The following is a 12,053-nucleotide window of genomic DNA, read 5'->3' as shown; positions in this document are numbered from 1 at the left end:
TGCCGACGGCATGCGGCGGCCCTGCACCAAGGCGCCCCGGGACGCGCCTTGGTGCCGTCAGGCCGTCAGGCCGTCTGCGGCTGGAGGAAGCGGGCCAGCAGGTCGTCCAGCGTCACCATGCCGGTGAGCCGGCCCGACGCGTCACGGACCACGGCGAGCGTGGACCGGCGGCGGCGCAGCAGGTCGATCGCGGCCGCGACCGTGGCGTCCTCGGTCAACTCGGGTACCGGGCGGGCCAGTGACCGGGCGTCGGCGGGCCGCCCCTGGGCGCGGGCGACCAGGGCGTCCCGGGCATGCACCGAGCCGACGACGGTGTCGTGGTCCCGGACCAGGAGCCGGGTGCGGTCGACGTCGGCGGCCAGGCGCAGGATCTCGTCGGCGTCGACGTCCGCGTCGACCCACCGGATGCCGGCGGCCGGCACCTGGAGTGCGCGCACCGGCGTCTCGGGCTCCGTCAGCGAACGGGTCAGCAACTCCGAATCCGTCTCGCTGATGAGGCCGAGCCGCTCGGACTCCTCGACCAGGTGGGTGAGTTGCTCGCGGTTGTGGACCGAGGCCAGTTCGTCGCGCGGGGTGACGCGGCACAGCCGTACCAGAGCGTTGCTCAGCTTGTTGAGCGCCCAGATCAGCGGGCGTACGGCCTTCACCACGCCCCGGAAGGCAGGTGCGAGCAGCATCGCCGAGCGCTCGGGGTGGGCGATGGCCCAGGACTTGGGTGCCATCTCGCCGAGCACCATGTGCAGGAACACCACGACGATCATGGCGACGGCGAACGCCACGCCGTAGCTGAGGGCGCTGGGCAGGCCCAGGTCGTGCAGCAGCGGGTCGAGTTCGTGTGAGATCGCCGGCTTGGACACCGATCCCAGGCCCAGCGTGCACACGGTGATGCCGAGCTGGGCGCCGGCCAGCATCAGCGACAGCTCGCGCATGCCCGCCACGGCCGCCTTGGCGCCGCGCTGCCCCTCGGCCGCGGCCTTCTCCATGCGGTGCCGTTTCGCGGCGACCAACGCGAACTCGGCGGCGACGAAGAACCCGCTGCCGATCAGCAGCAGCACGGTGACGAAGAGCGCCATCGGGAAACTCATGCCGGCTCCTCCGTCTTCTCGGCCACCAGCCGCTGGATGCGCACCCGTTCCGGCACGTGCCGGTCGAGGGTGCGTACGTCGATCACCGCGCTGTCGCCGTCGGACAGCGCGACCGTGAGCCGGTCCCCGATGGTCGGGAAACGGCCGAGCCGGTCCACGATCAGTCCGGCCACGGTGTCGTAGTCGTCCTCCTCGGGCAGCTCGACGCCGATCGCGTCGGCCACCTCGTCCAGGCGCCGCCGGGCATCCACCAGCCAGCCCTCCCCGTCCACGACCGCGACCTCGGTGACGGTGTCGGACTCGTCGGCGATGTCACCGACCAGTTCCTCGGCGATGTCCTCGTAGGTGACGATGCCGGCCACACCGCCGTGCTCGTCCAGGACGACGGCGAACTCGTCGTCCCGCTCGCGCATCTGCTCCACCGCGTCGGGCAGCGGCAGCGTGTCGGGCAGCAGCAGCGGACGCCGGGCCGCCGCGCCCGCCGTGGTGGCCGCCGCACGGTCGGCGGGCAGCCCCATCAGCTCCCGTACGCCGAGCACACCCGCGACGTCGTCCGGGTGGTCGCCGAGGACCGGGTAGTTGGAGTGGCCGTGCCTGGCGATGAGGTCGACCGCTTCGGCGGCGGTGGCGTCCATGCGGACGAAGACCGCGTCGGCGCGCGGCACCATCACCTCGTCGAGGGTCCGGTCGGAGAACTCCAGAGCGTGGTCGAGCAGCTCGGCGGTGGCGCGCGGCAGCCGGCCCTGTTCGTGGGACTCGCCGATCAGATGGCCCAGTTCCTCCAGGGTGGCGCCGTGGTGCAGCTCCTCCACCGGCTCGATGCCGACCTTGCGCAGCAGCCTGTTCGCGGCGCCGTCGAAGATCCGCACGAGGGGTCCGACGACCTTCAGGTACGCCAGCGTGGAGGCGGCCAGTGACTTCGCGAGCCGTTCGGGGACGGCGATGGCGAAGTTCTTCGGGGCCAGCTCGCCCAGCACCATCTGCACGACCGTGGCCAGCACGAAGGCGAGCACGACGGAGATGCCGCTGACGGCGCCGTCGGGAATGCCCATGCCGGTCAGGACGGGCTTGAGGAGCGCGGACACCGACGGCTCGGCGATGAAGCCGACGACCAGACCGGTCACGGTGATGCCGAGCTGGGCGCCCGAGAGCATGAAGGACAGGCGTTCCAGCACCTTCAGGGCGCGGGCGGCCTTCTTGTCCCCGGCCTCGGCCTCCCGGGCCAGGGCGAGCCGGTCGGCGGAGACGTACGCGAATTCCTGAGCGACGAAGTAGCCGGTGCCGGCGGTCAGGACGAAGACGGCCAGCAGGCCGAGGGCGGCGCTCAACGGCGTGTCGACGGGGAGGGGGCACCCCGCCGTGGGCCGTGCTCAGGGAGAACCTGGCGGGGTGGTCGGGGTCTGTGCCCCGAAGGGTCCGTCGGTGTGGCGGACACGTAGCAGCTCCTTGTTCTGGTGTTCCTCGATTCAACGATTCTGGCCGAACCGGGGTTCCCGATCCCGTAAGGCCTGCGCCATCCGCGGATTCGTCACGCGGCGGAAGACCCGCTGGACAGCGGGGGCGCACAGCACGGTCATGAGCGCTACGGCGATCAGTGTGACCGTGATCTCACCGGCGGGGTGCCGGATCCAGGCGGGCTCGTACCAGCCCCAGTGCTTGGCCGCCTGGGCGACGAAGCCGTGCAGCAGGAAGCCGGACAGCGTGCCGGCGCCCAGCGCGGTGAACCAGGTCCGGCGCCCGGGAACCCAGGCGAGGAAGCAGGCGACCAGGACGACGGAGCAGCCGAACGCGGCCAGGGTCATCACGGGGCCGTACCAGGCGGGCGCGGCGAGTTCCTCGGCGCTCTCGCTGTGGAAGAACCAGGCGTAGTTCATCCAGGCGACCGCCCAGTACGCCACCGCGAGGGCACAGCCGAACACCGGCAGGGCCAGGACGCGCGCCGAGCGGCGGCGCACCAGCCGGAAGTGCTCCGGCTCGAGCAGCAGGCCCAGCACGAAGTACGGCAGGAACTGCAGGACACGTTGCAGAGCGAGGTCGTCGCCGATGGAGGGCGAGAGGGTGGCGAGCATCGCGACGAGGAGGGCGAGCGGCAGCGGCCATCGTACGAGCCGCCACACCGGGGCGGTCAGCCGCCAGACGAACAGCGCCGCCAGGAACCAGGTCAGGTACAGGGGGTCCAGCAGGCTGATCGGCCGGTCGGGATCCTCGCTGGTCCACCGGGTGAAGAGGGTGTACGCCACCTCGAAGACCACATAGGGAACGACCACACCGGTCAGCAGGCGTCCGATCCTGCGCGGTTCCGCCTCGAAGCCGCGCGAGAAGTAGCCCGAGACCAGGGCGAACAGCGGCATGTGGAAGGCGTACACCAGCATGTACAGCGCGGTGACGGTCCGGCTGCCGTCCCGCAGCGGCTCCCAGGCGTGGCCCGCCGCCACCAGCAGGATCCCCAGGTACTTGGCGTTGTCGAGGAAGGGGTCCCGCTGCTCGACCTGTCTCTCCGCCGCCCCTGCGGACGGCAGCGGCTGCTGCCGTCGCTCCGGTGCGCGTGTGACAGTGGTTACGGGTGTGGCGTCAGCGGACATCGCCAGCACCCTAAGCACATTTCCCTGCGCCGGATCAACCACACCGTGTGCGAACGCACACGTATGAGCCACCCCGCGCGCGGCTCGCACGGGGTGGCTCGGTGGTCACGCGGTGGCCGGGGCGGGGCCGACGAGCTCCGAGAGCACGTCATCCATCGTCACGAATCCGATCACCTTGCCGCCCTCCCCGAGGACGCCCGCGAGATGGCTGCCCTCGGCGCGCAGCGCGGTGAGGGTGTCGTCGAGCGGGGTGTCGATGCGGACCCGGGTGACCGGATGCAGGGCGCCGGCCGGGAAGGGGCGGTCGCGGTCGGCGACGCCGAGGGTGTCCTTGATGTGCAGATAGCCGAGGAGGGCGCCCTCGGGGCCGGTGACCGGGAAGCGGGAGTAGCCCGCGTCGGCGGCCACGCGCTCCAGCCCGGCCGGGGTGACGGTGTGGTCGACGGTGCGCATGCGCCGCGCCGGGACGAGGATCTCGCCCACCGGCCGCGTCCCCAGTTCCAACGCGTCTCGCAGGCGCTCGCCGTCGGCGGGGGTCAGCAGCCCGGCCTCGCCGGACTCGGCGACCATGCGCGCGAGCTGGTCATCGGTGAAGACGGCCTCCACCTCGTCCTTCGGCTCGACGCGCAGCAGCTTCAGCAGGGCGTTGGCGAAGGCGTTGATGCCGAACACGAACGGCCGCAGCGCCCGGGTGAGGGCCACCAGGGGCGGGCCGAGCAGCAGGGCACTGGTCACCGGGGCGGCGAGTGCGATGTTCTTCGGCACCATCTCGCCGATCAGCATGTGCAGATACGTGGCGACGGTCAGCGCGATCACGAACGCGACCGGATGCACCAGGGCGTGCGGCAGCTGGACCGCCTCGAAGCCGGGCTCCAGCAGGTGGGCGATGGCCGGCTCGGCGACCGCGCCGAGGACCAGCGAGGAGACGGTGATGCCGAGCTGGGCGGTGGCCATCATCGCGGAGAGGTGCTCCAGGGCCCACAGGGTCATCCTGGCCCGCTTGTCGCCCTCGTGGGCGCGGGGTTCGACCTGACTGCGGCGCACGGAGACGAGGGCGAACTCGGCGCCGACGAAGAAGGCGTTGGTCAACAGGGTCAGGGCGCCGATGGCGAGTTGCAGGGCGGTCATCGGGCGTCCTCCGCGAGCTCGACCGGCCGTGCGACGGCCGGTTCGGTGATGCGGATCCGGTCGGCGCGGTGGTGGTCGACGTCGAGGACGTCCACCTGCCAGCCGTCCAGGTCGATCAGGTCCCCCTTGGCGGGGATGCGGGCCAGCTGGGTGGCGATCAGTCCGGCGACCGTCTCGTACGGGCCGTCCGGCGCGGTCAGTCCGATCGCGGCGAGTTCGTCGAGGCGTACGCCGCCGTCCGCCTCCCACACCGCGCGTCCGTCGTGTGTCGCCGGGGCGGGCTGGAGGTCGGGGGCCTCGACGGGGTCGTGCTCGTCGCGGACCTCGCCGACGACCTCCTCCACGATGTCCTCCATCGTCGCCACGCCCGCCGTACCGCCGTACTCGTCGATGACGACGGCCATGGTGCGGGTGGCCCGCAGGCGCTCCAGCAGCCGGTCGGCGGTGAGGCTGTCGGGGACGAGGAGGGGTTCGGTGGCCAGGTCGGTGACGGGTGTGACCAGCCGCTTCCCGGGATCCAGCGCGAGGACGTCGCGGATGTGGACGGTGCCGATGACCTCGTCGAGGCTGTCGCGGTAGACGGGGAAGCGGGACAGTCCGGTGGCGTGGGTGAGGTTGGCCGCGTCGGCGGCCGTCGCGTGTGCTTCGAGCGCCTTGACGTCGACCCGCGGGGTCATCACGTTCTCCGCGGTCAGCTCGCTCAGGTGGAGGGTGCGCACGAACAGTTCGGCGGAGTCGGGCTCCAGCGCGCCCTGGGCCGCCGAGTGCCGGGCGAGCGCGACGAGTTCCTCGGGGCTGCGGGCCGAGGCCAGTTCCTCGGCGGGCTCCAGGCCGAAGCGGCGTACGACACGGTTGGCGGTGTTGTTCAGGTGGTGGATGAACGGGCCGAAGGCGGCCGTGAATCCGCGCTGCGGGCCCGCGACCACCTTCGCGACGGCCAGCGGCCGGGAGATCGCCCAGTTCTTCGGCACCAGCTCGCCGACGACCATCAGCACGATGGTGGAGACGACCACGCCCAGCACGGTCGCCACGGACGCGGCGGCCCCGCCCAGACCGACCGCCCGCAGCGGTCCGCGCAGCAGTGCCGCGAGCGACGGCTCGGCGAGCATGCCGATCACCAGGGAGGTGACGGTGATGCCGAGCTGGGCGCCGGAGAGCTGGAAGGTCAGGTGGCGTACGGCCTTCAGCGCGCCCTCGGCGCCGCGCTCGCCGGACGCGGCGGCCCGCTCCAGCTCACCGCGCTCGACGGTGGTCAGCGAGAACTCGGCCGCGACGAACAGGGCGCAGGCCAGAGTGAGGAGGAGGGCCAGCAGGAGCAGCAGGACCTCGGTCACCGTGCCACCCCCCTTCCCTCGTGCGCGTGGGGCGTGCGGGGCATGGCACGGCTGGTACTGGGAGGCTCACCCATCGCGGGCTCGTGTCTCCTTCTCGGTTCGGCGGACATCTCGGTTCGGTGAGGGCGCAGGGCATCCGCTCCCTCGGACCCCATGGTAAAGGGCAAGCAAAGCTCGCCGGTCAAGCCCTTTGCAGCAGCCAACTTGCGACCGTTTTCGGACTTTCCCGCAGCAGGGTTCGCGACACCGGCTCCGACGGGCTCGACCACCCTATGCTTCTACTCGCTTGTAGAGAACGGCCGGGCATTCCCGGTTGTTCCCACGGATACGCACGTACGCACGTGAAGGAGTGAACGCCACGATGGTGTTCAAACGACTGCTCGGTTCGCTCGGCGTGGGTGGCCCCACGGTGGACACGGTTCTCGAACCGGGCCCCGTCCGGCCGGGCGGCACACTCGCCGGCCAGGTCCATCTCAAGGGCGGCGGCGCCGACTTCGACGTCGAGCACATCACCCTGGAGCTGGTGGCGCGGGTCGAGGCCGAGCACGAGGAGGGTGAGAGCGAGGGCGTCGTCACCTTCGACCGGTTCACCGTCGCCGGCGGCTTCCGGCTCGCCGAGGGCGAGGAGCGGTCCGTGCCGTTCAGCGTGACGCTGCCCTGGGAGACTCCGGTCACCGAGCTGTACGGCCAGCCCCTGGGCGTCGTTCTCGGCGTGCGCACCGAGCTGTCGGTGGCCGGAGCGAAGGACAAGGGCGACCTCGACCCGCTGACCGTCGGACCGCTGCCCGTGCAGGAGGCGATCCTGGAGGCCCTCGGACAGCTCGGCTTCGGCTTCAGGTCCACCGACCTGGAGTACGGGCGCATCGCGGGCACGGGGCAGCAGCTGCCCTTCTACCAGGAGATCGAGATCACCCCGTCGCCGCGGTACGCGGACCAGGTGAACGAGATCGAGGTGACCTTTCTCGCGAACCCGGCCGGTCTGGAGGTGATCCTGGAGGCCGACAAGCGCGGCGGCCTCTTCTCCCCCGGCCACGACTCGCTCGCCCGCTTCACCGTCGGCCACCACGAGTCCCGCGACTGGAACGCCGAAGTCGACGGCTGGATCAGGCAGTTGACGGAGCACCGGGCGGCACTCGGCTCGCACGCCGGGTACGGGCCCGGGCAGGACGACCACCACCACGAGGGTCACCGCTCCGGCCCCGGAACGGTTACGGCCGTCGCCGCGGGCGCGGCCGGGCTCGCGGTCGGCGTCGTCGGCGGCATGGTCGCGGCCGAGGTCGTCGACGAGGTCGGGGACTTCTTCGAGGGAGAGGAGGAGGGCGGGGAAGAGCACGAGGAGGGCTGAGCCGGGACCTGGTAACTTCTACAGTGCTGTAGAAGTCAACGACGTATGGAGTCCGCAATGGCCCTGTGGGACCGCATCAAGGAGTCCGCATCGACGATGCAGACCCAGCTGGTGGCGAGGAAGAACGACCTCAAGAGCGGTGCCTTCCGCGACGCGAGCATGGCGATGTGCGCGCTCGTCGCCGCGGCCGACGGCACCGTCGACCCCTCCGAGCGGCAGCGCGTGGCCCAACTGATCGCCGGTAACGAGGTGTTGCAGAACTTCCCCGCCGACGACCTGCGCCGCCGGTTCGAGGAGAACCTGAACCGGCTCACCACCGACTTCGACTTCGGCAAGGTGAGCGTGATGCAGGAGATCGCCAAGGCGAAGAAGAAGCCCGCCGAGGCGCGTGCCGTGATCCAGATCGGCATCGTCATCGGCGGCGCCGACGGCGATTTCGACAAGGACGAGCAGGCCGTGGTCCGCGAGGCGTGCTACGCGCTCGACCTGCCCCCGCACGAGTTCGACCTCTGAGCGACCGGCACTCGCCCGCACCTCGGCCGGGCGGACGCGAGCGGCGTCCGCCCGGCGCGGCGGTTCAGCGGATGTCGTCGGGTACGAGATCCGTGCCGATGACCAGGGTGACCACTCCCGCGGCCGCATCCGCCGCCCGTGTGGCGGGGATCCCGGGCAACCGGCCGGCGAGCGCCGCGGCCTGCTTCTCCAGTCCCGCCGGGTAGGTGACCCTCGTCTTGCCGGTGGTCTGCGGGGCGTTGCCCGTGGCGACGACGTTGACGCCGGCCGCGCCCAGCTTCTCGGCGACGGTGGCGGCCCGTCCCGAGACTCCCGTGCCGTTGAGGACCTGCACGCGCACCGAGGAGGCGTACACGGGGTTCTTCGTGTCCGCCTCCAGCCGCTTCTTGTCGATCTCCTTGTCCTTGGCCAGGGAGGCGAACAGGTCGGCGGCCTGCGGGTACTGCCAGGCGACGTTGGCCTTGTCGGCGGCAACGTCGGCCTCGCGCGGGTAGTTGGGCACGGTGAGGAACGTCAGACGGTCGCTCGGGATCCCCTTCAGCTCGGAGGCGAGCCCGGTCAGCGGCTTGATGCCGGCCAGGTCGGGGTCCGTGGTCAGGGACTTGGTGGCGGACTTCAGGAAGCCGTACAGCGCCTTGGGGTTGGTCAGTTTGGCCTGCGCCTTCTCGGCGAGGGCGTCCATGAACTCCTGCTGGCGGCCGATGCGTCCGATGTCGGAGTTGTCGCCGACGCCGTAGCGGACGCGCACATAGCCGAGAGCCTTCTCACCCTCGACGGTCTGGCAGCCGGCGTCCATGTCGAGGCGGGCCTTCTTGGAGTGGATGGCCTGCTCGGGGCAGACCTCGATGCCGTCCAGGGCGTCGACCATGCCCTTGAAGCCCTGGAAGTCGACGGACATGAAGTGGTCGATGCGCAGGCCCGTGTTGGCCTCGACGGTCTTGATGGAGCAGGCTGCGGCCCCGGCGACCTCGCCGCTGCTGCCGCCGAGCGCGAACGCCTCGTTGATCTTGGCGTGGTGCGGCGCGGAGTCGCTCCCGTCGCCCTTGTCGCAGGCCGGTATCTCCACCCAGGAGTCACGGGGGAACGACACCACCGCGGCCCACTTCCGGTTGGCGGGGACGTGCAGCACCATCAGCGTGTCCGACTGCATGGTGGTCAGGTCCTTGCCGTACTCGGCGTTGGCGCCGTCGCGGCTGTCGGAACCGACGACCAGGATGTTCTTCGAGCCGGGGCTGAGGTTCTCGGGGCGGTCCCCGCCGATCTTGTCGTCGACATCGGCGGACTTGATGTTGCCGTCGAGGTCGTTGTAGACCCAGGCGCCCACCCCGGCGATGCCGAGGACGACCACCGAGGTCACGCCCCCGCTCCAGGCCAGTATCCGCCCCCGTCGCGTCAGCCGGGTCCTCCCCGCGCCGCCGCCCGACGTACGTCGCCGCCGCCCTGTTCCGCTCACCCGCGCCCCCTCTGTAGATGTGCGTGTGTAGTTGTACGGCCGAAAGGCCCCGGCCCCCTCACCATGAACAGACGACGATCTTCGCGACATCCGTTGCCCGGACCTCACGGATTTCTCGCGTCACCCGGGCCCGCTCGGCGATCAGAGCGGTGTCGCCGCCCGCAGGATGAGCACCATCGTCACCGCCGAGCTCGCGGACGACATCGCCGAGGCGGCCGTCCCCGCGGCCGCGCACCACGCCGCCAGCCCCACCGAGGTGAACAGCGACGGCCAGCGGCGCACGAGCGGAGCGGGCCCGAGCAGTGCGGCCACCCGGCGCGGCACCGGGCCGGGCGCCGCGAAGCCCGCCAGCGTCGCGACCGGGGTGCCTCGGGACACCAGCGCCGCCTTGCCGATCGCGCTCGCCACCGTGCGGCGACTGCCGACCGTCCGCGCCGCCTCCTCGTCGGCCCACCGCTCCGCTGTGTACGACACCGCCGTACGCAGCGGGCGCAGGAACGGGTTGGCCCGCGCGGCCAGTTGGACGGCGAGCAGGAAACGGTGGTGCCGCGCGGCCAGATGAGCCCGCTCATGAGCGAACAGCGCCCGGCGTTCGGCGGGTTCGAGGCGGTCCAGCAGGGCGGTGGTCACCACCACGCGGTCCCGGCGACCGCCCGGCAGCGCGTACGCGTACGGCACCTCGTCGGGGAGTACGGCGACTCCCGTCGCCGGCAGTCCCGCCAGCGCCCGATGGGCCTGCCGGCGCACCCGGCCGTGCCGCCACAGGGTCCGCGCGCAGGCCACGACCACCGCGCACAGCGCCGGAATCGCCGCCTTGCCGACGACCTCGTCGAACGGCACCGCGGCCCGCACCTCCGGGTCGGACCAGCCGTCGGGCAGCGGATTCCCGGGCAGTTGGGCGGTGCCCACCACCATCACCAGACCCAGGCAGACCGTGCTGCACAGCGCCATCACCGCGGCCACCGCGGTGAGCAGCCGCGTCGCGGTGCGGGGATGCAGATGCTGCTCGGCCAGGCGCGCGATCGGCCATGCCGTCAGCGGCAGGACGAGCGGCAGAAAGACGAAGACCCCCATGAGGTGTCAGGCTTCCCCTTCGCTCCCGGACTCACCCAGCAGTTCACGCAGCAACCGCTCGTCGTCCGGCCCCAGCCCGGTGACGAAGCTGGCCAGTACGGCCTCCCGGTCGCTCTCGCCGTCGAGCACCCTGCGCATCCTGTGCGCCGCGAGGCCCGCCTGGTCCGACGCGGGCGTCCACGCGAAGGACCGGCCCGCGCGCTCCCGGGTCACCGCGCCCTTGGCCAGCAGGCGGGTCAGGATCGTGATCACCGTCGTGTAGGCGAGGCCGCCGCCGAGCCGCTCCTGCACCCAGCCGGCCGTCGCCGGGCCGTCCGCCTCCCGCAGCGCCGACAGGACCAGCGCCTCCAGCTCGCCCTGTCCCCGGCGTCCGGAACGCTGCCGGTGATCCGTCATGCCCTGTCTCCCTTCCGCTGACCTGCGTGTCATGCGCCATACATCGAGCGCTCCATCGTAAGGAAAGCAGAGGACCGTCTGCCATTTCTTCTACAGTGTTGTAGATTCAAGACGTACGCACTTCGTCTTCTACAACAACCTCACCAGAGCTTCGGACGGGCACCGCTCGGTGGGCCCGGCCGTGGGATGCTGCTCTCCACCTGCACCGACCCGCCCCTCCCCGGCTCACCAGAAGGACTGGACCCTTATGTTCGGACTGAGCGAACTCGCGATCATCCTCCTCGTCGTCATAGCCGTCCTCTGCGCCAAGAAGCTGCCCGAACTCACGCGTTCGGCGGGCAAGTCGGCGCGCATCCTCAAGGCCGAGGCCAGGGCGATGAAGGACGAGGACGACCCGGCGACGCCCTGCGTGATCCAGGGTGAGACCGTCACCCCCGGCGAGCCTAAGCCGCAGGGCACGCAGCAGCACTGACGGTGACCGGGGGAACCGGCCCGCGGTCCGGGTGAGCGGGAAGAGGACCGACAGACATGCGAGGCCCGGCCCGGGCAGCCCGGGCCGGGCCTCGCAGTTCGCGCCTGGCGCCCTCGGCTCAAGTCGCCGGTCGCGAGGCGCGGGCGGCGCTCAGCAGGAGCCGACCCACTCGATCTTCTCGACGTGGCGCTCGATGAAACTGGCGCTCTCGCCGGACTCCACGACCGGGCTGTCCGTCTTGTGGTAGGTCATGCAGTCGGTGTGCTTCGTGTTCGGACTCGACGGGTAGTGGAAGGTGTACCGGACGTGGTCGGCGCCGGGGTAGTGCTTCCCGTTGTTGAAGGCCGCCTGGGTCGCGAACTCGCCCCCGTACCAGTTGCCGGCCGTCTTGAAGACGATGGGCGAGTTGACGCTCGACGTCTGGTAGAAGCAGACGTACCCGGACGGACAGCCGTAGAGCGTCGCGGACGGGCTTGCCTGCGCGGACCCGGTGCCCGCCAGGCCGGCGGACAGGGCGAGCGCGCCCGTCGCGGCGAGTACACCGAGAGTGCGCTTGGACATGAGTTTCCCCCTCATGGTCGTTTCTGAGCTCGGCCATCGTCTCCGCACGGCGGACCGGGGTGAACCTCTGCCTTCAGAGGTTCCGGCGCGAAGACGCTGGTGATAACGCC

Annotated in this window: 12 protein-coding genes; 3 read left to right on the top strand and 9 right to left on the bottom strand. The window is 71.2% G+C overall.

All coding sequences use genetic code 11. From position 1 onward, the window contains the following. Positions 1-65: 65 nt before the first annotated feature. The 5 genes from ACFU95_RS22845 to ACFU95_RS22825 form a co-directional block, all read right to left on the bottom strand. A complete protein-coding gene (locus ACFU95_RS22845; protein WP_383830549.1) occupies positions 66-1,085 on the bottom strand; it encodes a hemolysin family protein in 1,020 nt (339 codons plus the stop codon). Next, positions 1,082-2,413, bottom strand: a complete 1,332-nt coding sequence (locus tag ACFU95_RS22840; RefSeq protein ID WP_383830546.1) for a hemolysin family protein — start codon at positions 2,411-2,413, stop codon at positions 1,082-1,084. Before ACFU95_RS22840 ends, ACFU95_RS22845 begins: the two co-directional genes overlap by 4 nt. Positions 2,414-2,551: 138 nt before the next feature. Then, the gene (locus tag ACFU95_RS22835; RefSeq protein ID WP_383830543.1) at positions 2,552-3,667 is read right to left on the bottom strand and encodes an acyltransferase family protein; all 1,116 of its coding nucleotides are present in this window, start codon (positions 3,665-3,667) and stop codon (positions 2,552-2,554) included. Positions 3,668-3,772: 105 nt separating this feature from the next. Next, complete coding sequence (locus ACFU95_RS22830) at positions 3,773-4,795, bottom strand: hemolysin family protein (protein WP_383830540.1); 1,023 nt, start codon at positions 4,793-4,795, stop codon at positions 3,773-3,775. After that, positions 4,792-6,129 carry a hemolysin family protein gene (locus tag ACFU95_RS22825; protein WP_383830536.1) on the bottom strand — a complete coding sequence of 446 codons (1,338 nt, stop codon included), beginning with the start codon at positions 6,127-6,129 and terminating at the stop codon, positions 4,792-4,794. The genes ACFU95_RS22830 and ACFU95_RS22825 overlap by 4 nt, the downstream gene beginning before the upstream one ends. Positions 6,130-6,490: 361 nt before the next feature. On the opposite strand from ACFU95_RS22825, the gene ACFU95_RS22820 reads away from it, so the two are divergent. Both ACFU95_RS22820 and ACFU95_RS22815 read left to right on the top strand, forming a co-directional pair. Further along, on the top strand, positions 6,491-7,474 hold the full coding sequence (locus ACFU95_RS22820) for a sporulation protein (protein ID WP_383830534.1): 984 nt from the start codon (positions 6,491-6,493) through the stop codon (positions 7,472-7,474). Positions 7,475-7,531: 57 nt separating this feature from the next. Continuing rightward, complete coding sequence (locus tag ACFU95_RS22815; protein WP_383830809.1) at positions 7,532-7,987, top strand: tellurite resistance TerB family protein; 456 nt, start codon at positions 7,532-7,534, stop codon at positions 7,985-7,987. A 64-nt stretch (positions 7,988-8,051) separates the two neighbouring features. On the opposite strand, the gene ACFU95_RS22810 is transcribed toward ACFU95_RS22815, so the two are convergent. The 3 genes from ACFU95_RS22810 to ACFU95_RS22800 all read right to left on the bottom strand — a co-directional run bounded on the left by ACFU95_RS22810 (position 8,052) and on the right by ACFU95_RS22800 (position 10,910). Next, a complete protein-coding gene (locus ACFU95_RS22810) occupies positions 8,052-9,344 on the bottom strand; it encodes an LCP family protein (protein ID WP_383830531.1) in 1,293 nt (430 codons plus the stop codon). A gap of 237 nt (positions 9,345-9,581) precedes the next feature. Continuing rightward, on the bottom strand, positions 9,582-10,514 hold the full coding sequence (locus tag ACFU95_RS22805; protein WP_383830528.1) for a M56 family metallopeptidase: 933 nt from the start codon (positions 10,512-10,514) through the stop codon (positions 9,582-9,584). A 6-nt stretch (positions 10,515-10,520) separates the two neighbouring features. Next, positions 10,521-10,910 (bottom strand): BlaI/MecI/CopY family transcriptional regulator, encoded by a 390-nt coding sequence (locus tag ACFU95_RS22800; RefSeq protein ID WP_383830525.1) that lies wholly within the window; start codon positions 10,908-10,910, stop codon positions 10,521-10,523. A gap of 247 nt (positions 10,911-11,157) precedes the next feature. Between ACFU95_RS22800 and ACFU95_RS22795 the strand changes: the two genes are divergently transcribed. Continuing rightward, positions 11,158-11,382: a twin-arginine translocase TatA/TatE family subunit gene (locus ACFU95_RS22795; RefSeq protein ID WP_383830522.1), complete on the top strand. Its 225-nt coding sequence runs from the start codon at positions 11,158-11,160 to the stop codon at positions 11,380-11,382. 150 nt (positions 11,383-11,532) lie between these two features. Here the strand turns inward: ACFU95_RS22795 and ACFU95_RS22790 are convergent, their stop codons facing one another. Further along, positions 11,533-11,943 carry a hypothetical protein gene (locus ACFU95_RS22790; RefSeq protein ID WP_383830519.1) on the bottom strand — a complete coding sequence of 137 codons (411 nt, stop codon included), beginning with the start codon at positions 11,941-11,943 and terminating at the stop codon, positions 11,533-11,535. Between the last annotated feature and the right edge of the window lie 110 nt (positions 11,944-12,053).

It is taken from the genome of Streptomyces sp. NPDC057623 (genome assembly GCF_042800355.1).
In the GTDB taxonomy this organism is placed as follows: Bacteria; Actinomycetota; Actinomycetes; order Streptomycetales; family Streptomycetaceae; genus Streptomyces.
This window is presented reverse-complemented; position numbering and strand designations above follow the sequence as displayed.